Here is a 26,116-nt window from a genome sequence, read left to right as displayed (position 1 = left end):
GCTAGCGTAAGCGCGGGATAAGGAACTCCCCCGCCGGGGACGAGGAGGTGCGGCGCGGTCCCTCCCCGCGCCGCTCGTTCGCGCCGCAAGGGGGAGCCATCCGCATGGCTGTGAACAACACTCAGCGTCCCCGCGGACGCGTGGCAGGATGCCTGCAGGCCGTGCTGGTGCCGCTGATCATCATCGGCATCATCAGCGCGTGGAACTACTTCAAGGACGACGAGTCGCCGTCGTCATCCTCGTCGTCTTCGTCGTCGTCTTCGTCCTCCTCGGACGACAAGGGCGGCGACTCCGACGGCTGGAAGGTGGGCGACTGCGGCGGGCCGGACCCGGACAAGGGGTCCGACAGCTACAAGAAGCTCGACTGCGACGACTCCGGCGCCACCTTCAAGGCCCTGAAGATCATGGACGGTGCCATCCTGGACGACTCCATCCAGTGCCCGGCGGGCACCGACATCATCATCAAGGTGTCCATCAGCTTCGGCTCGTCCGGCGGCGGCGGCATCCCCTCCAGCACCGTCTGCGGCCGCAACCTCTCCGGCGACCACCCCGGTGACGCGGGCGCCGGCGGCGGCCAGCTGGTGAAGGGCGACTGCATCGACTCCACCGCCAAGGAGATCCCCTGCGCGTCGGCCGGCCCCGACGACTACAAGGTCCTCGACCTGGTCAAGACGGAGTCCGAGTGCCCCGCCAAGACCACCGACCCGCTGAAGCTGACCCTCGGGATCGGTCGTCCCTACGACGTGATCTGCGGCCGCAAGGCGGCCTGAGACAGCCTGGCGGACCGTCACACGGCACTTTCGCGCCGCCGGTTCCCCTCGGGGAGCCGGCGGCGCGCCGTTGTGCGGGCCTGTGGGTGCCTGTGCGGGCCTGTGTCGTGCCCAACTCGTCCGCCCCTGCCGGAAAGCTCCTCCTGGAAGTTCTTGCCGCCGCTTTCACAAGTCTTGCTGTAAAGCTTTCAACAGCGGTACGGTCGCGCGGGCGCCCCGGTGACGTGGCCGAATCGGTCGTCCCCAGGGCGTGGGGTCGGACCCGTATGAGCCGTCATCGCAAGGAGTGCACCCTGTGATACCCAGTTGGCCCGCGCCCCCGGGGCGCCGATCCGCGCGTGGCAGACGGGTCGCCGCCGTCACCGTCGCCGCGCTGGCCGCCGCACTTGTGCAGCCGCTCGCCGCCCGCGCCGACGCCCCGCCCGCGCCGCCGTCGGACGCCCGGCTCGCCAAGGAGCCCGCGCGGCACGACCTGACCCGCGAGCAGTTCTACTTCGTCCTGCCGGACCGTTTCGCCAACGGTGACCGGGGCAACGACCGCGGCGGTCTGACCGGGTCCCGGCTCACCACCGGGTACGACCCCACCGACAAGGGCTTCTACCAGGGCGGCGACCTCAAGGGCCTGACCAAGAAGCTCGACTACATCAAGGGCCTCGGCACCACCGCCATCTGGATGGCCCCCATCTTCAGGAACCAGCCCGTGCAGGGAACCGGCAAGGACGCCTCGGCCGGCTACCACGGCTACTGGATCACCGACTTCACCCAGGTCGACCCGCACTTCGGCACCAACAAGGACCTCGAGAAGCTCATCGACAAGGCCCACGACAAGGGCATGAAGGTCTTCTTCGACGTCATCACCAACCACACCGCCGACGTCGTCGACTACGAGGAGAAGTCCTACAGCTACCTCTCCAAGGGCGCCTTCCCGTACCTCACCAAGGACGGCAGGCCCTTCGACGACGCCGACTACGCCGACGGGCGGAAGAAGTTCCCGCCCACCGGTGCCGGCACCTTCCCGCGCACCCCCGTCGTCCCGGCAGCCAAGAAGAACCTCAAGGTCCCCTCCTGGCTCAACGACCCGGCGATGTACCACAACCGCGGCGACTCCACCTGGGCCGGCGAGTCCACCACCTACGGCGACTTCTCCGGCCTGGACGACCTGTGGACCGAGCGTCCCGAGGTCGTCGAGGGCATGAAGAAGATCTACCAGCGCTGGGTGAAGGACTTCGGCATCGACGGCTTCCGGATCGACACCGTGAAGCACGTCAACATGGAGTTCTGGACCCAGTGGGCCACCGCCCTGGACGCCTACGCCGCCAAGCAGGGCCGGGACGACTTCTTCATGTTCGGCGAGGTGTTCTCCGCCGACACGGACATCACCTCCCCGTATGTCACCCAGGGCCGGCTGGACTCCACCCTGGACTTCCCCTTCCAGGACGCGGCCCGCCGGTACGCCTCCCAGGGCGGCAGCGCGGCCGCGCTCTCCTCCGTCTTCGGCGACGACTACAAGTACACCTCCGGCACGGCCAACGCGTACGAGCAGGTCACCTTCCTCGGCAACCACGACATGGGCCGCATCGGGACGTTCCTCGAGCAGGACAACCCCAAGGCCTCCGACGCCGAACTGCTGAAGAAGGACGTGTTCGCCCACGAGCTGATGTTCCTCAGCCGCGGCAACCCGGTCATCTACTACGGCGACGAGCAGGGCTTCACCGGCGCCGGCGGCGACAAGGACGCCCGCCAGACCCTGTTCGCCTCGCGCACCGCCGACTACCTCGACGACGACCTCATCGGCACCGACCGCACCCACGCCGAGGACACCTACGACACCCGCTCGCCCCTCTACCGCCGGATCGGCGAGCTCGCCGAGCTCCGCAAGGCCCACCCGGCACTCGCCGACGGCGTGCAGCAGGAGCGGTACGCCGCCGACGGACCGGGCGTCTACGCCTTCTCCCGCACCGACGCCAGGACCCGCACCGAGTACGTGGTCGCCCTCAACAACGCCGGAAGCGAGAAGCAGGCGACCTTCGCGACCGGCTCGGCCGGCATGACCTTCAAGGGCGTGTACGGCACCGACGCCACCGTGCGGACCGGAGCCGACAAGAAGATCACCGTCACCGTCCCGGCCCACTCGGCGATCGTCCTCAAGGCGGCCGGACCCCTCGCCCGGCCCGCCACCGCGCCCACCATCACCCTGAAGGCGCCCGAGGCCGGAGCCACCGGCACCGTCGAGCTCACCGCCGACGTCGACGGCGGCGGCCTCAACCGGGTCGTCTTCGCCGCCCAGACGGGCAACGGCGCCTGGCGGACCCTCGGCTCCGCCGACCACGCCCCCTACAAGGTCACCCACACCATCGGCGAGGACGTGCCGGCCGGCACCGCCCTGCGCTACAAGGCCGTGGTGATCGACTCGGCCGGGCGCACCGACAGCGCCATGGCCGCCTCCACCACCGGCACCCCGCCCGTGGAGACCCCGCCCACCGCGTCCGCCCGTGACTACGCGATCGTCCACTACAAGCGCGCCGACGGGAACTACGACGACTGGGGCCTGTACGCCTGGGGCGACCTCGCCGAGGGCGAGGCAACCGAGTGGCCGAAGAGCCACCCCTTCGCCGGCCGGGACGCCTACGGCGCCTTCGCCTGGGTCAAGCTCAAGCCCGGCGCCTCCGACGTCGGCTTCCTGGTGATCGACAAGGACGGCAACAAGGACGTCGCCGCCGACCGCACCATCGACGTCACCCAGCACGGCGAGATCTGGATCGAGCAGGGCAAGGAGACCGTCACCACCGAACGGCCCGGCTACCCCGAACAGGACAGGAGCAAGGCCGTCCTGCACTACCACCGCGCGGACGGCGACTACGACGGCTGGGGCCTGCACGTGTGGGCCGGCGCCGCGAACCCCACCGACTGGGCGAAGCCCCTTGAACCGGTGAAGACTGACTCCTATGGCGCGGTCTTCGAGGTGCCGCTCGCCGAGGGTGCCACCAGCCTCAGCTACATCGTCCACAAGGGCGACGAGAAGGACCTGCCCACCGACCAGGCCCTCGACCTCACGGCCAGCGGTCACGAGGTGTGGCTGTTGAACGGCCAGGAGACGTACCTGCTGCCGCAGGCCGCCGGGTCCTCGGCAGCCCTCGACCTGACCACCTCCAAGGCGGTCTGGATCGACCGCGACACCGTGGTCTGGAACGGCTCCGACGGCGCCGCCTCCACCCAGCTGCTCGCCTCCCGCACCGGCTCCATCAAGGTGCAGGACGGCATCCTGACCGACACCGACGCACGCTGGCTGCGGCTGCGCAAGACCGGCCTGACCGACGCCCAGAAGAAGAAGTTCCCGCACCTGAAGGACGGCACCGCCTGGTCCATCGACCCGCGCGACCGCGGCGCCGTGCGCGAGGCCCTGCGCGGCCAGGTCGTCGCCACCCAGCGGACCGCCGACGGCGCCGTGCCGGCCGCGACCGGCGTGCAGATCGCCGGCGTCCTGGACGACCTGTACGCCGGCGACGCCACCAAGTCCCGGCTCGGCCCGGTGTTCCGGCACGGCCGGCCCACCCTGTCGGTGTGGGCGCCGACCGCACAGCAGGTGTCGCTGGAGATCGACGGCCGCACCGTGCGCATGAACCGCGACGACGACTCCGGCGTCTGGTCCGTCACCGGTCCCCGCTCCTGGAAGGGCAAGCCGTACCGGTACGCGGTGACCGTATGGGCGCCCGACGCGGGCCGGATCGTCACGAACAAGGTCACCGACCCCTACTCGGTCGCCCTGACCACCGACTCCGAGCGCAGCCTCGCCGTCGACCTGGCCGACACGTCCCTCAAGCCGCGCGGCTGGGACGGCTACGCCAAGCCGAAGGCCGTGCCGCTGAAGGACGCCCAGATCCAGGAGCTGCACATCCGCGACTTCTCCGTCGCCGACCGCACGGCGAAGCACCGCGGCACCTACCTCGCCTTCACCGACAAGGACAGCGACGGCAGCAAGCACCTGCGCAAGCTGGCCAAGGCCGGCACCTCGTACGTGCACCTGCTGCCCGCCTTCGACATCGCCACCATCCCCGAGCGCAAGTCCGACCAGGCGGTGCCCGGCTGCGACCTGGCCTCCTACCCGGCCGACAGCGACAAGCAGCAGGAATGCGTCGCGAAGACCGCCGCCAAGGACGCCTACAACTGGGGCTACGACCCGTACCACTACACGGTCCCCGAGGGTTCCTACGCCACCGACCCGGACGGCACCGCCCGCACGGTGGAGTTCCGCAAGATGGTCAAGGCGCTCAACGAGGACGGCCTGCGCGTGGTGATGGACGTGGTCTACAACCACACCGCCGCCCACGGCCAGGCGAAGACCTCCGTGCTCGACCGGATCGTGCCCGGCTACTACCAGCGGCTGCTCGCCGACGGCACCGTCGCCAACAGCACCTGCTGCTCCAACACGGCGCCCGAGAACGCGATGATGGGCAAGCTGGTCGTCGACTCCGTGGTCACCTGGGCCAAGGAGTACAAGGTCGACGGCTTCCGCTTCGACCTCATGGGCCACCACCCCAAGGCCAACATGCTCGCCGTCCGCAAGGCCCTCGACGCGCTCACCCTGGAGAAGGACGGCGTCGACGGCAAGAAGATCATCCTGTACGGGGAGGGCTGGAACTTCGGCGAGATCGCCGACGACGCCCGCTTCGAGCAGGCCACCCAGAAGAACATGGCCGGCACCGGCATCGCCACCTTCTCCGACCGGGCCCGTGACGCCGTGCGCGGCGGCGGACCCTTCGACGAGGACCCCGGCGTGCAGGGCTTCGCCTCCGGCCTCTACACCGACCCCAACTCCTCGAAGAGCAACGGCACCGAGGCCGAGCAGAAGGCCAGGCTGCTGCACTACCAGGACCTCATCAAGGTGGGCCTGAGCGGCAACCTCGCCGACTACACCTTCACCGACACCAGCGGCAAGCGGGTCAAGGGCTCCCAGGTCGACTACAACGGCTCACCCGCCGGCTACGCGGCCGCACCCGGCGACGCCCTCGCCTACGCCGACGCGCACGACAACGAGTCCCTGTTCGACGCGCTCGCCTTCAAGCTGCCGAAGGACACCCCGGCCGCGGACCGGGCGCGCATGCAGGTCCTCGCCATGGCGACCGCCACCCTCTCGCAGGGCCCGGCGCTCTCCCAGGCGGGCACCGACCTGCTGCGCTCCAAGTCCCTGGACCGCAACTCCTACGACAGCGGCGACTGGTTCAACGCCATCCACTGGAACTGCGCCGACGGCAACGGCTTCGGCCGCGGGCTGCCGCCGGCCGCCGACAACAAGGACAAGTGGCCGTACGCCAAGCCGCTGCTCGGTGTGATCAAGGCCGGCTGCCCGCAGATCGAGGGGGCCTCGGCCGCCTACCGGGACCTGCTGAGGATCCGCGCCACCGAGAAGGTGTTCTCCCTGGACACGGCCGAGCAGGTGCAGTCCCGCCTGTCCTTCCCGCTCTCCGGCAAGGACGAGACGCCCGGCGTGATCACCATGCAGCTCGGTGACCTGGTGATCGTCTTCAACGCCACCCCCGAGCGGCAGGAGCAGCGCGTCGCCTCCCTCGCCGGGACGGGCTACCGCCTGCACCCGGTGCAGGCGGCGGGCGGCGACGCGGTGGTGAAGACCTCGTCCTACGCGAAGGACACGGGCACCTTCACCGTCCCGGCCCGCACGGTCGCGGTGTTCACCCGCTGACCAACCGCTGAGCTGCGGCTAGGGCCGGTCTTTCGGATCTTGTCGCGTCCGGTGGCGGTGCTCTTTCAGCCGGCCCGAGCGGGGTCTGGTGCGTGCAGCTGCAAGGCGGAGGAGGGCGGCGACGCGATGGGGGTCCCTCCCGCGCGAGCGCAGCCGAGCGTGGGGGAGTCGCCAACCGACGACAACGCCGCAGATGCGCGTGCCAGACCCCGCGACCCGCGGCAAGATTCGACAGGCCCTAGGGTGAGCCCTCCTGACACCGAACAGGAGGGCTCATGCCGCAGATCACCGTGGACTACTCCGAGCAGCTCGCGGACGGATTCGACCGCAGGGCGTTCGCCCGCGAGCTGCACGGCGCGGTGGGCGAGATCGCGTCCGCGTCGCCGTCGTCGTGCAAGACGCGCTTCCGGCGCGTCGAGGAGGCCGTGGCCGGCTCGGAGACCGAGGGGCACGCGGTGGTCCATGTGCAGATCGGCCTGTTCCCCGGGCGCACCGAGGAGACCAAGGCACGGCTCACCGAGACCGCGCTGGAGCTGCTGCGCCGGCATCTCAAGCAGCCGGCCGGGCTGATCCTGCACGCCTCCGCCGAGATCCGGGAGATGGAGGCCGCCTCCTACCGGAAGTCCGACAGCGAGTAGGCCTGTCCTCCACATCTCGACGAAAGACAGGCCCTGGGCTCACAGCAGGTCGCGGCGGCCGAGCCACGGCGGCACCACCGGCACCCCGTCCTCGTCCCGCTGGGCGAGCTGCTCCGGCGTGGGACGCGGAGGGGCCGGCGGCGGCTCTTCGGCGACGGGATCCGGTTCTTCGACGGCGGGTTCCGGTCCGGGGGCCGGTGCCGCGGAGTCCTCCAGCAGTTCCGCCACGCTGAACCGGGTGAGGAACGAGCTCCACGCCCCGTCGACGATGAGCAGGAACCCGTCGTGGCTCCTCAGCAGGCGGCGCCGCTTGTGGTGGAACGGGTGGGTGGGCACATGCTCGCGCGCCCGCCGCTCCAGCTCCGCGAGCGCCTCCTCACGCGTCCCCTCGACCAGCGCCACCACCTGGGCCTCGGTGCGCTTGCGCTCGGCGGCGCCCACGGTCGTCTCGACGACCAGACCCCATGTCGTCGTAGCGGTCACGACGAGGCGAGCGTCAGCAGCCGGGCCGCGAGATCGGCGAACGGGCCGTCGCCCGGCTCGTCCTTGAGCAGGGTGCGCAGCAGCGTGCTCAGTTCCTCGTCGTGCGTGGCGGCGACCGCGGCCAGCGCCGCGAAGTCGTGCACCAGCTGTGCCTCCAGCTCGCCGCGCGGAATGCGCTTGCCCTCCAGCCAGATCAGCGCCGTCGACTCCACCAGTGAGATCCACGAGCGGATCACCAGCTCCAGCCGCGGCGGCGCCTCGCCCACCACCCCCATGTGCGACAGCATGTTGTCGTACGCGGCCTGGCGCACCGAGTCGATGAGGGCGTTGGTGGTGGAGGAGCCGACCGCCGGACCGCCGCGCATCAGGGCGGAGAAGCCGGGGCCGTGGTCCTCCACGAAGTCGAAGAAGCGCCCCATCACCCGCAGCAGCCGCGCTCCCAGCGGGCCCTCGTGCGGTTCGGCGAACCGGGACGCCAGATCGTCGGAGGCACGCTGCAAGGCGGCCTCGTACAGGCTGAGTTTGCCGGGGAAGTAGTGATAGACCAGCGGGCGCGAGATACCGGCCGCCGACGCTATCTCGTCGATGGAGACGTCGTCGGGCGAACGGCGGCTGAACAGTTCGAGGGCGACACCGATCAACTGCTGGCGGCGCTCCTCGACTCCCATCCTGCGGCGTACCCCGGTGCTCATGCGAACACCTTACCGATCGATTCCGGACTCGAACGTCCTGGAGCGGCCACCGGTGTTCACCGTCAGCGCAGGCCGCGGACCGAGTCGCCGCCCTCGAGGGTGGCGCTGAGGTCGGCCTGGGAGCCCCGCCGCGCCTTCGCGGTCAGCATCCGGCCCTCCGCGGACGCCTCGATGCCGCCGGTCGCCCTCACCGACGTCGTGCCGGGGCTGCCGGCCGCCAGCAGGTACCAGGAGCCCTTGGAGGACTTCCACAGCACCCCGGCCAGCACCTCCGGTTTGCGCGGCCCGCAGGCCGGCACGTTCTCCGCCCGGGCCGCCACGGCACCGAACCGCCCGCCGGGCGTGTGGAACTGGGCCAGCACCCGCGCCCCCTCGCCCCGCCAGGTCTCCGCCCGCGTGCACAGCCAGGTCGCCTCGTTGTCGGTGTGCGGCAGCGGCTGGTGCGCATACGCCCAGGCGTTGACGCTGCGCACTCCGGCCGAGCGCAGCAGGCCCAGCGAGCAGGCGTACGGCGCCCAGGTGCGCAGCGCCTGCGCGCGGGAGGCCTCGGCCGGTTCGCCGGGCGGCCCGGCCGTCAGACGCGCCGGCACCAGCTCGCCCAGGTCCGTCACCAGCCGGGTGCCGGTGCCGTCGGTCAGCTGCAGCACGTTCCACGAGGTGCAGCCGTCCCTGCGCAGGGTCGGGCTCGCCAGCGGTGCCGTCACCCCGTCGGTCAGCTCCAGGTCCATCACGCCGCCGCCCGGCGAGCGCAGGTCCCGCTCACCGGCCTTGCGCACCCAGGGGGCGGTCAGATAGCGGACGTTGCCGTCGGTTCGGCTCAGCACCACTGCGCCCGCCTCGGCCCGGCCGGCACCGTCGACCCGGGCGAAGTCGAGGGCGGCACCCCGGGTGCCCTCGCGCGGCTCGGCGTAGCGCACGATGCGCAGGCCGTCGTGGAGGATCACCACCCGGGAGTCGTCCACCGTCCCCGCGTACAGCAGCTGGGGCGGCCCGGCCGGCCCGCCGGTCGGGGTGCCCGGGGTCTGCGAGACCTTCACCGTGTCGCCGGGCCGGGCCCACACGGCGAGTGCGCGGCGCAGCAGGGCCTCGTCACGGACGAGGGCGCCGCGCGCGGGCCACACCGAGAAGTCGGTGCGCGCGGAGGTCTTCCAGGCGGCGGGGGAGACCCGGGTGAGCCTGCCCGGGTCCAGCGCGGCCTGCGCGGCCGGGTTCTGCGCGTACGGCGGCGCCGCGGCCCCGTCCGGCCCCCAGCCGTCGCCGGGCAGCGCCAGCAGCATGCCGCACACGGCGAGGGCGGCGCCCGCGGCCAGCGCGACCTTCAGATGCCGGCGGCGGCGCATCAGATCGGTGGGGCGCGCCTGCAGCGAACAGGGGTCGAACTCGCTGGACTCCAGCAGCCCGTACTCGGCGGGCACCGAGTCCGCCTCGGCCAGCGCGGCGTCCGGGTCGTCGACCCCCGCCTCGCCGAGCACCTTGCGCACCTCGCCGTCCGGCAGCCGGTCCAGGCCGCGCAGCGCGTAGGCGGCACGGCCGGCACCGGACAGCGCGGACAGCTTCTGGTCCAGGGCGAGTTCATCGGCGCCGCCCGGCCGCGGGAACAGCTTCAGCCCCCACACCTGCGGCAGCAGCGGCGGCAGCTGCGCCCGCTTGGGCCACGCCTTGCGCTTCAGCGGCAGGCCCGCCTCCAGCGCCGCACGCACCACCTGCAGGCGGACCAGGGCGTACCCCGGGTCGCTGCCGGGGCCCGCCGACTGGGCGGGGATCACCGGCGCGGGCGCCTGCCCGCGCGGCAGCGCGCGCTGGGTCAGGGCGTGCGCGGTCAGCACCCGTCTGCTGCGCCCGAGCGCCGGCGGCAGCACCAGATACACGAGCCGCACGAGCCGCGGGTAGTGCTCGATGAGTGCGGCTTCGGCCTGCTCCACATCGACCACCGGGCCGGTGGGGGATTCGGGATCGGAGGGGCGCTGGGCGACATCCTGTGACTGCACGTTCAGCAGAACGAGCGAATGCACGGATGGTCACCTGACCCGGCCCGTCACACCCCGTACGGCGCAACGAGCCCGCGTGCGTGGCATTTGAGTGCTCGGACCGTCTCAGCCGTATGAGAGGCGAGGGCCCCCTCGCCGGGGCTCCGTGCGGCTTGTCGCCGATGGACCTTAAGGACCGGAGGAACACATGAAGCTGACCCGACCGATGCTCGCGCTGAGCGGCGCGGCGGCGATCCTGGCGCTGGCCGGCTGCGGATCCGGCGGCGACGGCGAGGCGGCGCCTCCGAAAGAGGTGACCGGCAGCCTGGAGCACATCGCGGCCGAGGCCAAGTGCAAGCCGAACATGCAGACCGACGCCGACACCATCCGCCAGGCGATCTGCAAGCGGGGCGAGCAGAAGTACATCCTCGCCACCTTCTCCACCGACCGCGGTCAGCGCGAGTGGCTGAACGGTGCCAAGGACTACGGCGGTTACTACCTCGTCGGCCGCAAGTGGGTGGCCGTGGGCGAGGAGAGGACGGTGGAGGAACTGCGGTCCGTGCTCGGCGGGACGCTCGAGGAGGGCTCCGAGCACATGAACCCCGGCGGCAGCCACAACAAGGGCGGCAACGGCGGGGGCGGCGGCCACGGCAGCGGTGGTCATCACGGCTGACCCCGGGAGATCCGCTCGCAGCCAGGGGCAACCAGGGGCAACGAGAGCCACCAGGGGCAAACGAGAAGAGCCGGTGGCGGGATTCCCGCCACCGGCTCTCCTGTGCCTCCTACCGGGTCTGGACTACTGGCAGTCCCTGCCGCTGTTGATGCAGTCGACCATCTCGTTCATCAGGTCCTCGTCGAAGAAGTTGATGAAGTCGTTGTGGTCGGTGATCGGCTTGTGCAGCTGGTCCGGGAAGGAGTCGAGCGCGTACGCGTTCTGCACCTGCCCGTTCACGATCTGCGGGGCCGGGATGTCGTAGACCAGCCGGACCTGCAGCTGGGGGATGGCCTGGAAGCCGTTCGGGCAGCTGCCGTCCGCCTCGACGAAGTCCACGTGCGTGCGGTGGTTGGCGCTGTCGATGTTCTGGCCGTCCCAGCAGCTCTGGAAGAAGGACGTCCGCACCACGGAGCTGCCCTCGGGGCAGATCGGGTACTTGTCGGTCACCACGCGGTCCTCGAAGCCGGTGCAGCTCCAGTTCGTGTTGGCGTTGTTCAGGCCGTTCACGAAGGACTTGGCGTCACCGGTGATGATGCGCAGGGCCCGCGGCATCGCCACGACGTCGCTCGTCTTGTTGCCGACGAACTTCAGCTCCGCCTGGGACGGCGCGACGATCTGGCCGACGTTGCCGTCCTGACCGCCACCGGGCTGGTTGGCGTCGATGTCGTCCTGGCCGTTCTGCAGACGGATCACCGGCCAGTAGTAGGTCGACTTGTCGCCCTGGTTCTCACAGGACGTCTCGCCGTTGGCCAGGTCCTCGTCGCTGGCGAACGCGTTGTTGTTCTGGTTGCCGACGTAGTCGTGCTGGTGCTGCGCACCGTTGGACACGCCGGGCGCGACGATCACGTTGTCCGAGTTGCGGTTCTCGTTCTCGTTGGTGCCGCAGTTGGTGGTGAAGGTTCCGGTCGAACCGGTGTCACCGTTGGCGGGAAGGCCGTTGCCGTTCACGCCCTGCGGGCCGCCGTTGGGCTGGACGTCCTCGATGTTGATGAAGTCGTCCGCGACCGGGCCGTTGCCCGCCTGGCCGCCGTTGCCGCCCTGACCGTTGTCCTGGCCGCCGCCTCCCTGGTTCTGGCCTCCGTCCTGGTTCTGACCGTCCTGGTTCTGGCCGCCGTCCTGGTTCTGCCCGTCGTTGTTGTTCTGGTCCTGGCCGCCGTTGTTGATGTCCGCCGGGACGCCCTCGCACCTGGCGAAGCCGCCGAGGTTGCGCGGTGCCTGGCCGCCCGCACGGTTGATGGCGGTGCGGATGCGGTCGAGGGTGGCCGCCCGCTTGGACTTCAGCGGCCCCAGGATGGAGTTGCTGACGTAGTCCGGGTCCCCCGCCTGAGCCTGCCGCGTCTCAGCCAGTCGCTTGTAGGCGGCGGTGACCTGCTGGTCGAGCTGTGCCAGCTCCCGGGCGACTCCCCTGCGCGCGTTGCGCGGGACCTTGGTGAGCCTCTGGCCGACGTCCGGACAGTTGATCGTCGCGATCTGTGCCGCACTTGACCGTGTCCGGTTGTCGGACCCGCTCTTCTCGTGCGCCGAGGCGTAGAAGTTCGCCCAGATCAGCCCGCCCCCACCGAGCGCTAGGGCCGCCGATGCGGCTATGGCCTTGGTGGCCAGCGGCGTACGGCGTTTTCTTGTGTTGCGTCCCATGGAACTCCTCTGACTTCCTTGCGGGGCATCCCATTGCGGGGCATCGAGGCGCCCGACAGGAGTGAAGCGGCTCCCTTGAGTACGCAAGCCGCACCACGGGTGTTCACCCGTCCCGCGAATTGCAGAGAAGTTCGTATGGTCTCGGGGGTTTCAACAGGCCCTGAAACACCGGGAGTTGCTGATCCCGCACAGGGGGTGGATCTCAGCGTCCGGTTTCACCGTCCGTGGTCGGGATACGCGGGAACCACCGGCACGCGCGGGTTGCCTCCCGTACGGGAGCGCACGGCCCGGTTTCGTGGCGATGCCGGTGGTGTGCCGGTCGATGGTCCGATTCGTTCCGGCACCGGCGGCCGAGTGCGGGCCGGGTGCCGGCCGAGTGCGGGCCGGGTGCCGGCCGAGCGCGGGTCGGGGAAAAGCCGGCGGGCTGATCGGGTCCGTCGGCGGGCCTACGCCCCCTACGCCCCGGAGGCCGCCAGTACCTTCGCCTCCACCTCCGGGTCCAGCCCCACGGCCGGCCGGTCCGGCCGCCGCGGGGGCGTGCCGCCGATGCTCCGCAGCCACGCCCAGGTGTCGGCCACCGTCTCCCGGACCGGCCGGCAGCGCAGCCCCGCCCCGACCGCGCGGGACACATCCGCGGAGTACAGGGCGCGGTACCCCTCGCTGCCCGGCGGCACCCACATCGGCATCTGGGTCCACGGCTCGATCCCGGCGTCCAGGATCACCCGCGGGTCCGCCCAGCGCAGCTCGGCCACGCCGCCGGTGATCTCCGTGCACACCTGGAGCAACTCGCCCATGGTGGTGTGCCCCTGCGGGGACATCAGGTTGTACGGGCCGCTCAGCCCCTGCTCGGCCGCGCCGAGGATCCACTCGGCGAGGTCGCGCACGTCGACGTACTGCAGCGGCAGGTCCCGCGGCCCCGGGGCGAGGACCGGGCCGCCGCGCGCCGTCCGGTTCAGCCACCAGGGCAGCCGGCCGATGTTGTCGTGCCGGCCGAGGATCAGCCCGGCCCGCACCAGCACGGAACGGTCCTCGCCGAAGGCGTCGACCGCCGCCAGCTCGCCGCCGCGCTTGTCGCGGGCGTAGTCGGTCTGCCCGGCGTCCGGGGAGGCACCCTCCACCACCGGGGCCTCCTCGGTGTACCCGGAGGGCGGTGCCCAGGCGTACACCGAGCAGCTCGACACATACACGTACCGCCCGGCGCGCCCGCGCAGCAGCCGCGCCGTGTCCCGCACCGCGCGCGGCGCCCAGGACCAGGTGTCGACGACGACGTCCCAGGTGCCCGGTTCCTCGTCGAGCGCGGCGAGCCCGTCCACCTCGGTGCGGTCGCCCAGCAGTTCCCGGGCGCCCGGCGGCGCCGGGTGCCGCCCCCGGTGGAAGACGGTCACCTCCCAGTCCCGCCCGAGGGCCGCCGCCACGACGGCCCGTCCCACGAACTCCGTGCCCCCCAGCATCAGCAGTCTCATGCCGGTGACTCTGCCCGCTCGGGCGGGGCGGGGGAACGGGAATCTGCTGTCGGCAGATGATCCGAGGGAGACCCCGAGAGACCCCGAGAGGCCCCGAGTGACCCCCGAGTGACCCCGAGAGGCCCCGAGAGGCCCCGAGAGGCCCGGGAGAGACCCGGAGAGACCGGGGGAGGGCGTCAGCGGCCGGCCGGAGGGACGTACTTGTAGCCGACGCGGCGCACGGTGTGGATCGTGCCCCGGTAGCGCGGGCCCAGCTTGCGGCGCAGCCGGGCGATGTGCACGTCGACGGTGCGGCCGTCACCGACGTGGCCGTAGCCCCAGACGGTGCCGACCAGCTGGTCGCGGGTGTGCACCCGGCCCGGATGCGCGACCAGGTGCGCCAGCAGCTCGAACTCCAGGTAGGTGAGGTCGAGTTGGCGCCCGTCGACCTCGGCGGTGCGCTGCACGGTGTCGATGCGGATCAGGGGGTCCTCGACCGTGCCGGTGCCGGCCGCGGTGGCGTTCTCCGCGCCCGCGCCGGCTGCGGAGCGGCCTGGTGCAGTGCTCTGCGGCCCTGTGGCGGCCCGGGGTCCCGCGGCGGCGAGCAGCGGGGGCTGCTGGTCGGCCGGGAAGAGCACCAGGTAGCCGACCATCGGCGGCTGCCCCGGCAGGGTGGGCAGGGCGTGCTGCGGTGCGGGCAGCCAGGTGGCGCCCGGCGGCAGGAGGTCCGCCACACTCACCGGCTCGTCCGGGCTGACGGCTCGCAGCCGGTGCCGGGGGCCGTGTCCGGCCGGGGTGGTGACGCGGGCGAGAGAGGCGGTGGACAGGGAACGAGTGGTCGCCATGAGAGGTCAGCTCTTTTCGCGCGAGAGAACGACGAGGGATGGACGTCGGTGCGCGCGGGCCGTAAGACCGCCGGGGTACGGCGTGAGGGGAACCGGGTGAACGGTGTCAGCGGGCCTGCGCGATGCTCGCGCGGCAACACACCCGGTCGAAGTCGTCGTGCTGACGGGAAGGCCAGAAGGGCTCGAGGTCATGGCGACCTGTCGCGAGATTCTTCTGGAAGCTGGCCATGGCCCCATTGAAGCAGACTTGGCTCCGCCGCAGGAGTCCTCTCTCACCCACTGGACGCCCCGGCCGTCCGCAACTGGCCTGTGCCGCCTCAGCCCACGAGCCGTTTGCGCCAGTCCAGCGGCTCGACGGTGATGGCCCGGTCGGGGCTGCCGTCCCACGTGGTGGACAGCCCGGCGGCGTGCAGCGCCGCCACCACCTCGCGCCCGACGGCCGCCGTGGTGTCCGCCGAGCCGTCGAACCCGCCGTAGTACAGCGACAGTCCGCCGCCCGCCGCCGCGCTCTCGGTGCCCTGCTGGTGGAAGAACACGAAACCGCGCGCCTCCGGGCGCTCGGCGCCCATCTCGCTCAGCCCGCAGCCACGGCAGCAGCTGAAGTTCTCCCGGGCGGTGATGCCGCCGGCGTCCAGGGCCCGGAACGCCCGGGTCAGCCGCTCGGGGTCGGTGACGCCTTCCCAGGTCCGCTGCTCGGCGATCCGCGCCAGCCACAGCCGGTCGACCAGCTGCCGGGCCTGCGCCCGCGTCAGCGGCTCCCACGCGCTGCCGACCAGATGATCCTCGGCGGCCTCCACCAGCTCCGCCCGGGTGTCGTAGCCGCAGTGCAGCCGCTGCCGCACCAACTCCTCGACCACCTCGAGCGCCTCCCGCGGCGGCTCGGGAACCTCCTCCTCGGGACCCAGCTCCACCGGCGTCCACCCCACGCCCGCGTCCCAGCCGGGCTCCTGGCGCGCCCAGCCCGTCAGCAGGTCCGCCACCCGGCCGGCGTCCGGGAGATCCGTGCCGAAGAGCCCGTCGGCGCCGAGCCGGTGCTCCAGACGGTAGTCCCCGCCGGATTCGTGCCACACCTGCGCGAACACGTCCGGCAGGTCCGGTATCCGCTGCAGGACCAGCCAGCGGTCGCCCGGGCCGCCGAGCCCGTGCACCAGCTGCCGCAGCCGCTCGGCCGTGACCCGTGTGTACGTACGCCCGTTCTCCGCCTCGGCCTTGACCGCCAGGCCCTTGTCGGTCTCCATGGCCCCACGATGGCACGCCCCACTGACAACGCGAGGGGGCGCCCACCGGACCGGGTGGGCGCCTCCTTCGGGCGTGCGGCGCGGATCAGACCTGGCCGGCCTTCTCCAGCGCGGTGCAGCAGGTGTCGACCAGCAGACGGGTCACCACGTACGGGTCGACGTTGGCGTTCGGGCGGCGGTCCTCGATGTAGCCCTTGCCGTCCTTCTCGACCTGCCACGGGATGCGGACCGAGGCGCCGCGGTCGGAGACGCCGTAGGAGAACTTGTCCCACGGGGCGGTCTCGTGCAGGCCGGTGAGGCGGTCGTCGATGCCGGCGCCGTAGTTCTTGACGTGGTCCAGCGGCTTGGAGCCGTCACCGAGCGCCTCGCACGCGGTGATGATCGCGTCGTAGGACTCGCGCATCGCCTTGGTGGAGAAGTTGGTGTGCGCGCCGGCGCCGTTCCAGTCGCCCTTGACCGGCTTGGGGTCGAGGGTGGCGGCGATGCCGTAGTCCTCGGCGGTGCGGTAGAGCAGCCAGCGGGCCACCCACAGCTGGTCGGCGACCTCCAGCGGGGCCAGCGGACCGACCTGGAACTCCCACTGGCCGGGCATGACCTCGGCGTTGATGCCGGAGATGCCCAGGCCTGCCTTGAGGCAGTTGTCCAGGTGGGCCTCGACGACGTCACGGCCGAAGATCTCGTCGGAGCCGACACCGCAGTAGTAGCCGCCCTGCGGGGCCGGGAAGCCGCCCTTGGGGAAGCCGAGCGGGTAGCCGTCCTTGAAGAAGGTGTACTCCTGCTCGATGCCGAAGACCGGCTCCTGCGCGGCGAACCGCTCGGCGACCTCGGCCAGCGCGGCACGGGTGTTGGTCTCGTGCGGCGTCATGTCCGTGTTGAGGACCTCGCACAGCACCAGGACGTCGTCGCCGCCGCGGATCGGGTCCGGGCAGACGAAGACCGGCTTGAGCACACAGTCCGAGGCGTGGCCCTTGGCCTGGTTGGTGGAGGAACCGTCGAAGCCCCAGATCGGCAGGTCCGCGCCCTTGGCGTCGTCGGACAGGATCTTGGTCTTGGAACGCAGCTTTGCCGTCGGCTCCGTGCCGTCGATCCAGATGTACTCAGCCTTGAAGCTCACGGTCCACATCCTTCGGGGGTGGGTCTGGGCGCTTGTGCGGGTGCGTTGGCGCTGCGGCACCGGGGCGCCACGCTCTCGATGCACCGCAGCCTGTCAACAGGCGATTTCCCGGCCATTGCCCATGTGTGAACCCCGTGTTACCTGAGCCTGCTGTGGGCGACCTCACTCTGTGAGCATGCCGAACGCCGGTGTGCCGCGCGCCCCCGGGCACGGCCGGACCGTGCGTTCGTACGGATGCTCGTCACGCCGTTCGTCCGCTTGTTCGTCCGGTCGTACGCAAAGAGCGGGCCCCGCCGCTCGTGGCCGTGAGCGGCGGGGCCCGCGTGGAGGCGGCGGCCGGAGCCGAGGCGTTGCCGACGAACGACGCCTCGCCCCCCGAACCGGGCCGCCGCCTCAGGGAACTCCTGACGACCCGGGCCTCACCCCACCTTCTCGATCACTGCCCGGCGGATCAGGAACTTGCCGGGCTCGCGGACCTGCTCGAACGCGGCGTTGTTGAGCAGCACACAGCTTCCGGAGACGGAGGTGACCTCCACCGTGGTGGACTTGTTGTTGTCCAGGTTGGTCACCTTCAGCTTGGTGCCCGCCGGGAACTGGTTGCTGGATGCGGCCGGGGCGCCGCCCTCGCCGGACAGCGTGACCGTGGATCCCTTGCAGACCTGCTCGCCGGCAGCGGCGCCACCGCCACCCGCCTGCTCACCGCCGGCCTGCTGGCCGCCGCCCGCCTGCTGGCCGCCGCCCGCCTGGTCGCCGCCGGCCTGGTCACCCTGCGCGGGCTGGGAGGGCGCCGCCGGCTGCCCGGCCTGGGAGCCCTGAGCCGACTCCCCAACCTGGCATCCGGACGCCTCCTGCTTGCGCTTGATCTCCTCGATGACCGCCTCGCGGTTGGCGATCCGCGCCTCGGACTGCGCATCCGGGTTGGCCCGCTGGGCCTCGATGAAGCGCTGGTTGTTGCCGAGCGCGGTGGCGAGGCCCTGACACACGGTCGAGTCCGCCGCCGACTTGGTGGTCGGCGTCTGCGCGGCGTTCGAGGTGTTCGCCATGACGAAGGCACCGCCACCCGCCACCGTGGCCGCGCTCAGCAGCAGCGCGAGCTTCTTCTTCGGGCCGAGAGTTCTCCTACGCGACATGCGCGCCTCCTGAAGAGGTAGGGGAGCGTACGCCGCTATGTACGAGATACCGAACGGAGTTACTCAGCGGTTGACCCAAGTCGCGGAAGTTACCTGCGTCACAGGCCAGTTGGCGGTGGCCCGGACGGGCCGGCCGGCGGTGGCGTGCCGGGGCCGGCCGGCCGGGCCGCCGTCACCGGGACAGCGCGTCCCGTACCGCCTCCTCCGTGCGGGCCACCACCGCCGTCCCGTCGTCCGCGGTGATGATCGGCCGCTGGATCAGCTTGGGGTGCTGCGCCAGCGCCGCGATCCACTTGTCGCGCGCCCCGGCGTCCCGCGGCCACTCCTTCAGACCCAGCTCCTTGGCCGTGGCCTCCTGGGTGCGGGTGATGTCCCACGGCTCCAGGCCCAGGCGCTGGAGCACCTCGCGGATCTCGTCCTCGCTCGGCACGTCCTCGAGGTACCGGCGGACGGTGTAGTCGGCGCCCTCGGCGTCGAGCAGGCTGAGGGCGCTGCGGCACTTGGAACAGGCGGGATTGATCCAGATCTCCATGCGGCCCACGGTACGCCCGCGGGCCCCGGGGAATCCCGGAGCCCGCCCTCCACATCCCCGGGCCCGCCGGATCCCGGAGCCCGCCTGCCACGTGCCGGGCCCGCCGGATCCCGGGCCGGCCGGTCGCCGCTACCCGAGGGCGGCGACCTTGTCCCGGTAGGTGCGGACCGGCACCGCGTCCTTGTAGGGCTCCAGCCTGCGCTCGAAGTCCCGTACGTACTCCACCGCGCGGACCGACCGCATCTCCGCCGCCTGCCCGGCCGCCTCGGCCGCCAGCTGGCAGGCCTGGTCGAGTTCGCCGAGGCCGAGGCGGGCGGTGGCGAGGACCACCCGGCAGAACAGCCGGCTGCGCGCGTACCCGGGCGCGCGCAGATGGAGCGAGCGCTCGGCGTGCTGGGCGGCCGCCCGGAACTGCTGCAGATCCCGGTGGCAGTGCCCGAACTCGTCGGCGAGCTGTGCCTCGTCGAAGAAGCGCGCCCAGTGCGGCACCTCGTCGCCGGGCCTGGCGCTCTCCAGGGCCCGCTCGGCGCGCACCAGCGCGGCCGTGCAGGCCCGCACCTCGCCCAGCACCCCGTGCCCGCGCGCCTCGGCCGCGTGCAGCAGTGCCTGCACCACGGGCGGCACGGAGCTGCCCGCGCCCTGCTGCGCCACCCGCGCCAGCTGCACCGCCTCCCGGCCGTGCCCGAGGTAGACGGCCTGCCGGCTCATGGAGACCAGTACATAGGCACCGAAGGCCCGGTCCCCGGCGGCCTGGGACAGCCGCAGCGCCTGCACGAAGTACCGCTGGGCGAGCCCGTGGGCGCCGATGTCGTACGACGTCCAGCCCGCCAGCCGGGTCAGGTCGGCGGCGGCGGCGAACAGCCGGCGGCCGATCTGCTCCCCGTAGGTGCCGCGCAGCATCGGCTCGCACTCGTGCTCCAGATAGCGCACCAGGGCCTGCCGGGCGTGGCCGCCGCCGTAGGCGTCGTCCAGGGTGCGGAACAGCTCGCCCACCGAGCGCAGCGCGGCGATGTCGCCGCCGGTGACCCGCTGGCCGGGGGCGCGCTCGGCCGCCTGGCGGCGCCGGGAGCCGAGGTCGGCCGGGGCGGAGGGGCGGGTGGCCGGGCGGCCCTGGGCCGGGATCCGGACCGGCGGCTCGGCGCGGGCCACCCGCTCGTCGGGGCGGCCGATCAGCCAGTCCCGGCTGGGGACGACGAGTCCGGCCGAGGTGAAGGCGATCTTGCGCAGCTCCGCGTGGCTGCCGGAGTCCTTGCGCCACAGCCCGCTGACGATGTCCACGGCCTCCTCGGGCGTCGCGGCGAACTCCAGGCCCGCGTAGACGGGGGTGCAGGAGTCCAGCCCGAGGTCCTGCGCGGTGAGGCGGCGCCCGAGGCGGCGGGTGAAGACTTCCGCGATGAGCGCCGGGGTGGTGCCGCGGGGCTGCTGCCCGCGCAGCCAGCGGGTGACGGAGGTCTTGTCGTATCTCAGGTCGAGCCCGTGTTCCAGACCGAGCTGGTCCACCCGACGGGCGAGTCCCGCGTTGGAGAACCCCGCTTCTGCGATGAGCGCGGCGAGCTGACGGTTGGGGGTGCGCTGCGCGGGTCGTTCCGTCATCTGCGGTGCGGTCTCCTGCCTTCCGGCGAACTGATATGCGTGATCTGATGTGGATCTGATGTGGATCTGATGTGCCCGTATTGCCGGTGAGCAGCCCTTATGGCGCCCCGGACGGCGCGAATGTAGCGGAGAGTGAGCAGCCGATCGCAGCGTTCGGGAGGCATTCATCCGATCGTGTGAGGATTGGCTCCTGAGGCTGACGGAGGACGTCCGGTCGCGCGGACGTACAGTGGCGTGGGTGCGTTTCGTGCCTTACGACTTGCAGGGAGGCGCTTGCCGTGAGTGAGCTGCGGTTCGTCCGGATGGGTTTCGGTGCCGAGGCCGTGGACTATCGGGTGGCCTGGGAGGAGCAGCGCCGGGTGCACGCCGCACGGTTCGCCGACGAGGTGCCCGACACGGTCATCCTCCTGGAGCACCAGCCCGTCTACACCGCGGGCCGGCGCACCGAGGACAGCGAGCGCCCGCTGGACGGCACCCCCGTCATCGACGTGGACCGCGGCGGCAAGATCACCTGGCACGGTCCGGGCCAGCTGGTGGGCTACCCCATCCAGAAGCTTCCCCGCCCCGTGGACGTGGTGGCCCATGTACGCCGCTTGGAGGAGGCGCTGATCCGCACCTGTGCGGAGTTCGGCCTGGAGACCACCCGGGTCGAGGGCCGCAGCGGCGTCTGGGTCCTCGGCGACCCGGTCGAGCAGCGCCGCGCCCTCGGCGGGCTCTCCCTGGACTTCGACCCGCGGCTGCACGACGAGGAGTTCGACCCGCGCCTCAACGGCCCGGAGTACGCCCCGTCCAACGCCGGCCAGCGCCGCGAGGACCGCAAGATCGCGGCCATCGGCATCCGGGTCGCCAAGGGCGTCACCATGCATGGATTCGCGCTGAACGTGAACCCGGACAACAAGTGGTTCGACAAGATCATCCCCTGCGGCATCCGTGACGCCGGGGTGGCCTCGCTCGCCGGCGAGCTGGGCCGGGACATCACCGTCGAGGAGGTCCTGCCGGTGGTCGAGCGGCATCTGCGGGACGTGCTGGAGAACGCGGAACTCAAGCCGAGGACGATCGAGAAGACACCGGCATAGATACGGTCCGCCCGGCGTTGACAGTGGGGCCAGCACTCACACCGGGCATGCAAATCCACGGGCGTACCCTGAAGGTCGCCGAAGAATCAATCGTTAGGGAGCCGGTCGTGTCCGCAGTCGCACCCGACGGACGCAAGATGCTGCGCCTGGAGGTCCGCAACAGCCAGACCCCCATCGAGCGCAAGCCCGAGTGGATCAAGACTCGGGCGAAAATGGGCCCCGAGTACTCCAAGATGCAGAACCTCGTCAAGAGCGAGGGCCTGCACACGGTCTGCCAGGAAGCCGGCTGTCCGAACATCTACGAGTGCTGGGAGGACCGCGAGGCGACCTTCCTCATCGGCGGCGACCAGTGCACCCGGCGCTGCGACTTCTGCCAGATCGACACCGGCAAGCCCCAGGCGCTCGACCGCGACGAGCCGCGCCGGGTGGGCGAGTCCGTGGTCACCATGGACCTGAACTACGCCACCATCACCGGCGTCGCCCGCGACGACCTGGAGGACGGCGGCGCCTGGCTGTACGCCGAGACCGTGCGCCAGATCCACCAGCAGACCGCCGGCCGCGAGGGCGGCCGCACCAAGGTCGAGCTGCTCGCCCCCGACTTCAACGCGGTCCCCGAGCAGCTGGAGGAGGTCTTCTCCTCCCGCCCTGAGGTGTTCGCCCACAACGTGGAGACGGTGCCGCGGATCTTCAAGCGGATCCGCCCCGGCTTCCGCTACGAGCGCTCCCTCGAGGTCATCACCAAGGCCCGCGACTACGGCCTGGTCACCAAGTCGAACCTGATCCTCGGCATGGGCGAGACCCGCGAGGAGGTCAGTGAGACGCTGAAGCAGCTGCACGACGCCGGCTGCGAGCTGGTCACCATCACCCAGTACCTGCGCCCGTCCGTCCGGCACCACCCGGTGGAGCGCTGGGTGAAGCCCCACGAGTTCGTGGAGCTGAAGGAGGAGGCCGAGGAGATCGGCTTCTCCGGCGTGATGTCCGGCCCGCTGGTGCGCTCCTCGTACCGCGCCGGGCGCCTGTACCAGATGGCCGTGGAGAAGCGGGGCAGCTACATCGCCGCCCAGGCGGTCTGACGCAGGGAACGGACCTTCGCGGATCAAACCTGTGCAGGCCCGATCCGCGTGTGAATTCGCGCACAAGATCCTACTCGCTGGTAATGGCCGAGAAGCGCGGCCCCGACCGTCCTCGCAGATGAGGGCACCGGTCGGGGCCGCGCCGGCGTTCCGGGCCTGCGTACCAGGGCTTCATGGGCGTTTGACCACCCGGTCACGCCCTGGTAACACCAATCAGTGACAGTAAAATCACAGCACGTGCACCCCGTGTGTCACCCGGAGCCTTACCGAGGGGGGACCTCCACCATGCAGGCCGCGCCTGTCCGCGCCACCGCCATACCGTCCTTCACCACCGCGCTGCGGGCCGTGGAGTCGCTGCTGATGAGCGGCGGCCAGCGCACCGCCCGTCGCAATGCCTGGACCTCCGTGCTGGAGGACCGCCGCCGCGCCAAGGACCGGGTGGAGGCACAGCGCGTCCTCGAGCAGTCCCGGTCCGCCCGCCGCTGAGTCCGCCGGCGGAGCCACGTAGACTTCGTGGCATGGCGAGGAAGGAAACTGCAGCGGACGCTGCGAACCCCGGGCGACTGAAGCAGATCGCCCTGACCTACAAGATGACCCGCAGGGCCGACAAGAAGATCGGTCTTGTACTCGCGGCTGTCGGAATCGTCACCTTCGGTGTCTTCCTCGCGATCGGTTTCTTGATCGGTCACCCCATCTATCTCGGCATCCTCGGCTTCCTGCTCGCCTTCCTCGCGACGGCGATCGTATTCGGACGCCGCGCCGAGCGAGCGGCCTTCGGGCAGATGGAGGGACAGCCGGGCGCAGCGGCGGCCGTGCTCGACAACATCGGGCGGGGCTGGACCACCACCCCCGCGGTCGCGATGAACCGCAACCAGGACGTGGTGCACCGCGCGGTCGGCAAGGCCGGCATCGTGCTGGTCGCGGAGGGCAACCCGAACCGGGTGAAGAGCCTGCTCGCCGCCGAGAAGAAGCGGATGAACCGCATCGTCGCCGACGTCCCGGTGCACGACATCATCGTGGGCACGGGCGAGGGCCAGGTGGAGCTGAAGAAGCTGCGCACCACCATGGTCAAGCTGCCCCGTGTCCTCACCGGCCCGCAGGTGACCGCGACCAACGACCGGCTGCGCGCCCTGGGCGACCTGATGAGCAACATGCCGCTGCCCAAGGGGCCGATGCCGAAGGGGATGAAGCTGCCGAAGGGCGGCCCGAAGATGCGCTGAGCCGCATCCCGGCCCGGCCGGCAGACCGTCGGCCCGTACGACGCACCCATACGGTGGGGCGCCCGGAGAGATCCGGGCGCCCCACCGTCGTATGGGAAGTCGTATGGGAAGTCCTCTAGCCGTAGCCGGCCGCGTGGAAGTGAGTGCCTCCGGCTCAGAGCCGGATCTCGACCGTGCCCGCGAGCCGGTCGTGCAGGCCGCGGCCGTCGCGGTCCCAGATCAGGGCCGGGACCGCCAGGCACAGCAGCACCGAGCGGAGCAGGGCGCGGCCCGGGTGGACCTGGCCGGTGCCGACCTGGACGACCCGCAGACCGAACAGGCGCTTGCCCGGCGTGAAGCCCAGCGTGCCCACGGTCAGGATGCTGAGCACCAGGAAGATCAGCAGCGCCCAGTTGCCGGTCGCCTGCCCGTAGCCGTCGGTGATCAGACCGTATGCGATCAAGACGCACAGGGACCAGTCCACAGCCAGGGCACCGAGCCTGCGGCCCGGCCGGGCGATCGACCCCGGTCCCGACTCCGGCAGCCCCAGCTGCTCGCCCCGGTAGCCCAAGTCGGCACCGGCGGCCTCCATGGCCGAGCGCGGGCCGGAGAGCCATGATCCGATTGCTTGCCTGTTGTCCACCCGTCCACGGTACTGCGCCCGGATATGACCGGGGTACGCCGGGGTGCGTCGGAGCTACCGTGAGAGATGCGCCGGTTAACTTGTGCGAAACAAATGGGTCACGCCCGAGAAATCACCCGTCCCTAGGGTCGAGCGCAGCGTGTGCCACCCGCACTGGCCGCACCAACGATCTACCACCCCGGCGCAGCGGTCGGGAGTAGGAGGAGCTGGATGTTCCAGAACGCCGACGAGGCCAAGAAGTTCATCGCGGACGAGGACGTCAAGTTCATCGACGTCCGCTTCTGCGACCTCCCGGGCGTGATGCAGCACTTCACGGTGCCTGTTGAGGCGTTCGACCCCGATGAGGAGCTGGCCTTCGACGGATCCTCGATCCGTGGTTTCCAGGCCATCCACGAGTCGGACATGGCGCTGCGCGCGGACCTGTCCACCGCCCGGGTCGACCCGTTCCGCCGCGACAAGACGCTGAACATCAACTTCTTCATCCACGACCCGATCACGGGTGAGCAGTACTCCCGTGACCCGCGGAACGTGGCGAAGAAGGCCGAGGCCTACCTCGCCTCCACGGGTATCGCCGACACCGCGTTCTTCGGGCCGGAGGCCGAGTTCTACGTCTTCGACAGCGTGCGCTTCAAGACGTCCGAGAACGAGTCCTTCTACCACATCGACTCCGAGGCGGGCGCCTGGAACACCGGCGCCATCGAGGAGAACCGCGGTTACAAGGTCCGCTACAAGGGCGGCTACTTCCCGGTCCCGCCGGTCGACCACTTCGCCGACCTGCGCGCCGAGATCACCCTGGAGCTGGAGAAGGCGGGCCTGAAGGTCGAGCGCCAGCACCACGAGGTGGGCACCGCCGGCCAGGCCGAGATCAACTACAAGTTCAACACGCTGCTCGCCGCCGCCGACGACCTGCAGCTGTTCAAGTACATCGTCAAGAACGTCGCCTGGCGCAACGGCAAGACCGCGACGTTCATGCCGAAGCCGATCTTCGGTGACAACGGCTCGGGCATGCACGTCCACCAGTCGCTGTGGGCGGGCGGCGAGCCGCTCTTCTACGACGAGCAGGGCTACGCCGGCCTGTCGGACATCGCCCGCTACTACATCGGCGGCATCCTCAAGCACGCCCCGTCGCTGCTGGCCTTCACCAACCCGACGGTGAACTCCTACCACCGCCTGGTGCCGGGCTTCGAGGCGCCGATCAACCTGGTGTACTCGCAGCGCAACCGCTCCGCGGCCATGCGTATCCCGATCACCGGCTCGAACCCGAAGGCCAAGCGCGTCGAGTTCCGCGCCCCCGACTCCTCCGGCAACCCGTACCTGGCGTTCTCCGCGCTGCTGCTGGCGGGCCTGGACGGCATCAAGAACAAGATCGAGCCGGCCGAGCCGATCGACAAGGACCTCTACGAGCTGGCTCCCGAGGAGCACGCCAACGTCGCGCAGGTCCCGACCTCCCTCGGCGCCGTCCTCGACGCCCTCGAGGCCGACCACGAGTTCCTCCTCCAGGGCGACGTCTTCACGTCCGACCTGATCGAGACGTGGATCGACTTCAAGCGCACCAACGAGATCGCCCCCCTCCAGCTCCGCCCGCACCCGCACGAGTTCGAGCTGTACTTCGACGTGTGATCCCTGCGGGATC

General features: G+C 71.0%; 22 protein-coding genes. 9 read left to right on the top strand and 13 right to left on the bottom strand.

Features of this window, described 5'->3' with window-relative positions; all coding sequences use genetic code 11:
• Positions 1 to 104: 104 nt before the first annotated feature.
• The 3 genes from ABD207_RS14860 to ABD207_RS14850 all read left to right on the top strand — a co-directional run bounded on the left by ABD207_RS14860 (position 105) and on the right by ABD207_RS14850 (position 7,106).
• Positions 105 to 770 carry an LppU/SCO3897 family protein gene (locus ABD207_RS14860; RefSeq protein ID WP_344013220.1) on the top strand — a complete coding sequence of 222 codons (666 nt, stop codon included), beginning with the start codon at positions 105 to 107 and terminating at the stop codon, positions 768 to 770.
• A 295-nt stretch (positions 771 to 1,065) separates the two neighbouring features.
• A complete protein-coding gene (gene pulA, locus ABD207_RS14855; protein WP_344013218.1) occupies positions 1,066 to 6,468 on the top strand; it encodes a pullulanase-type alpha-1,6-glucosidase in 5,403 nt (1,800 codons plus the stop codon).
• Positions 6,469 to 6,743: 275 nt separating this feature from the next.
• The gene (locus tag ABD207_RS14850) at positions 6,744 to 7,106 is read left to right on the top strand and encodes a 5-carboxymethyl-2-hydroxymuconate Delta-isomerase (protein ID WP_344013217.1); all 363 of its coding nucleotides are present in this window, start codon (positions 6,744 to 6,746) and stop codon (positions 7,104 to 7,106) included.
• A gap of 39 nt (positions 7,107 to 7,145) precedes the next feature.
• Here the strand turns inward: ABD207_RS14850 and ABD207_RS14845 are convergent, their stop codons facing one another.
• The 3 genes from ABD207_RS14845 to ABD207_RS14835 form a co-directional block, all read right to left on the bottom strand.
• Positions 7,146 to 7,589, bottom strand: a complete 444-nt coding sequence (locus ABD207_RS14845) for a hypothetical protein (protein WP_344013215.1) — start codon at positions 7,587 to 7,589, stop codon at positions 7,146 to 7,148.
• A complete protein-coding gene (locus ABD207_RS14840) occupies positions 7,586 to 8,281 on the bottom strand; it encodes a TetR/AcrR family transcriptional regulator (protein WP_344013213.1) in 696 nt (231 codons plus the stop codon). The genes ABD207_RS14845 and ABD207_RS14840 overlap by 4 nt, the downstream gene beginning before the upstream one ends.
• 62 nt (positions 8,282 to 8,343) lie before the next feature.
• Positions 8,344 to 10,269, bottom strand: coding sequence for a hypothetical protein (locus tag ABD207_RS14835; RefSeq protein WP_344013292.1), 1,926 nt, complete (start codon positions 10,267 to 10,269; stop codon positions 8,344 to 8,346).
• A gap of 187 nt (positions 10,270 to 10,456) precedes the next feature.
• On the opposite strand from ABD207_RS14835, the gene ABD207_RS14830 reads away from it, so the two are divergent.
• Positions 10,457 to 10,921: a hypothetical protein gene (locus ABD207_RS14830; RefSeq protein WP_344013211.1), complete on the top strand. Its 465-nt coding sequence runs from the start codon at positions 10,457 to 10,459 to the stop codon at positions 10,919 to 10,921.
• A gap of 123 nt (positions 10,922 to 11,044) precedes the next feature.
• On the opposite strand, the gene ABD207_RS14825 is transcribed toward ABD207_RS14830, so the two are convergent.
• From ABD207_RS14825 to ABD207_RS14785, 9 genes are all read right to left on the bottom strand, one after another.
• Positions 11,045 to 12,598, bottom strand: coding sequence for a DUF1996 domain-containing protein (locus ABD207_RS14825; RefSeq protein WP_344013208.1), 1,554 nt, complete (start codon positions 12,596 to 12,598; stop codon positions 11,045 to 11,047).
• A 455-nt stretch (positions 12,599 to 13,053) separates the two neighbouring features.
• Positions 13,054 to 14,061 (bottom strand): NAD-dependent epimerase/dehydratase family protein, encoded by a 1,008-nt coding sequence (locus ABD207_RS14820; protein ID WP_344013206.1) that lies wholly within the window; start codon positions 14,059 to 14,061, stop codon positions 13,054 to 13,056.
• A 176-nt stretch (positions 14,062 to 14,237) separates the two neighbouring features.
• Entirely contained in the window at positions 14,238 to 14,885 is a 648-nt protein-coding gene (locus ABD207_RS14815; RefSeq protein ID WP_344013204.1) for a winged helix-turn-helix domain-containing protein, read from the bottom strand.
• A gap of 106 nt (positions 14,886 to 14,991) precedes the next feature.
• Positions 14,992 to 15,114, bottom strand: a complete 123-nt coding sequence (locus ABD207_RS14810; protein WP_277350726.1) for a hypothetical protein — start codon at positions 15,112 to 15,114, stop codon at positions 14,992 to 14,994.
• 88 nt (positions 15,115 to 15,202) lie between these two features.
• Positions 15,203 to 16,123 (bottom strand): DUF6891 domain-containing protein, encoded by a 921-nt coding sequence (locus ABD207_RS14805; protein WP_344013202.1) that lies wholly within the window; start codon positions 16,121 to 16,123, stop codon positions 15,203 to 15,205.
• Positions 16,124 to 16,208: 85 nt separating this feature from the next.
• Complete coding sequence (gene glnII / locus ABD207_RS14800) at positions 16,209 to 17,237, bottom strand: glutamine synthetase (protein ID WP_344013200.1); 1,029 nt, start codon at positions 17,235 to 17,237, stop codon at positions 16,209 to 16,211.
• A 419-nt stretch (positions 17,238 to 17,656) separates the two neighbouring features.
• Positions 17,657 to 18,367: an RlpA-like double-psi beta-barrel domain-containing protein gene (locus ABD207_RS14795; protein WP_344013198.1), complete on the bottom strand. Its 711-nt coding sequence runs from the start codon at positions 18,365 to 18,367 to the stop codon at positions 17,657 to 17,659.
• A gap of 172 nt (positions 18,368 to 18,539) precedes the next feature.
• Positions 18,540 to 18,899, bottom strand: a complete 360-nt coding sequence (locus ABD207_RS14790; RefSeq protein ID WP_344013196.1) for an arsenate reductase family protein — start codon at positions 18,897 to 18,899, stop codon at positions 18,540 to 18,542.
• A gap of 129 nt (positions 18,900 to 19,028) precedes the next feature.
• Positions 19,029 to 20,492, bottom strand: a complete 1,464-nt coding sequence (locus ABD207_RS14785) for an NsdA family TPR-like regulatory protein (RefSeq protein WP_344013195.1) — start codon at positions 20,490 to 20,492, stop codon at positions 19,029 to 19,031.
• A 278-nt stretch (positions 20,493 to 20,770) separates the two neighbouring features.
• On the opposite strand from ABD207_RS14785, the gene lipB reads away from it, so the two are divergent.
• From lipB to ABD207_RS14765, 4 genes are all read left to right on the top strand, one after another.
• Entirely contained in the window at positions 20,771 to 21,568 is a 798-nt protein-coding gene (gene lipB, locus ABD207_RS14780; RefSeq protein WP_344013193.1) for a lipoyl(octanoyl) transferase LipB, read from the top strand.
• A gap of 107 nt (positions 21,569 to 21,675) precedes the next feature.
• Positions 21,676 to 22,641, top strand: coding sequence for a lipoyl synthase (gene lipA, locus ABD207_RS14775; protein WP_344013191.1), 966 nt, complete (start codon positions 21,676 to 21,678; stop codon positions 22,639 to 22,641).
• Between the two features lie 285 nt (positions 22,642 to 22,926).
• On the top strand, positions 22,927 to 23,127 hold the full coding sequence (locus ABD207_RS14770) for an SCO2195 family GlnR-regulated protein (protein WP_167996284.1): 201 nt from the start codon (positions 22,927 to 22,929) through the stop codon (positions 23,125 to 23,127).
• Positions 23,128 to 23,159: 32 nt separating this feature from the next.
• Positions 23,160 to 23,861: a DUF4191 domain-containing protein gene (locus tag ABD207_RS14765; RefSeq protein WP_344013189.1), complete on the top strand. Its 702-nt coding sequence runs from the start codon at positions 23,160 to 23,162 to the stop codon at positions 23,859 to 23,861.
• Positions 23,862 to 24,015: 154 nt separating this feature from the next.
• Here ABD207_RS14765 and ABD207_RS14760 read toward each other — a convergent pair whose 3' ends face one another.
• The gene (locus ABD207_RS14760; protein ID WP_344013188.1) at positions 24,016 to 24,483 is read right to left on the bottom strand and encodes an RDD family protein; all 468 of its coding nucleotides are present in this window, start codon (positions 24,481 to 24,483) and stop codon (positions 24,016 to 24,018) included.
• Between the two features lie 210 nt (positions 24,484 to 24,693).
• On the opposite strand from ABD207_RS14760, the gene glnA reads away from it, so the two are divergent.
• A complete protein-coding gene (gene glnA, locus ABD207_RS14755) occupies positions 24,694 to 26,103 on the top strand; it encodes a type I glutamate--ammonia ligase (RefSeq protein ID WP_344000445.1) in 1,410 nt (469 codons plus the stop codon).
• Positions 26,104 to 26,116 lie beyond the last annotated feature (13 nt).

The sequence above is a fragment of the Streptomyces thermospinosisporus genome (genome assembly GCF_039526425.1).
Classification (GTDB): domain Bacteria; phylum Actinomycetota; class Actinomycetes; order Streptomycetales; family Streptomycetaceae; genus Streptomyces; species Streptomyces thermocarboxydovorans.
The sequence above is the reverse complement of the archived record's forward strand: the minus strand, read 5'-3'. Positions and strand labels throughout refer to the sequence as shown.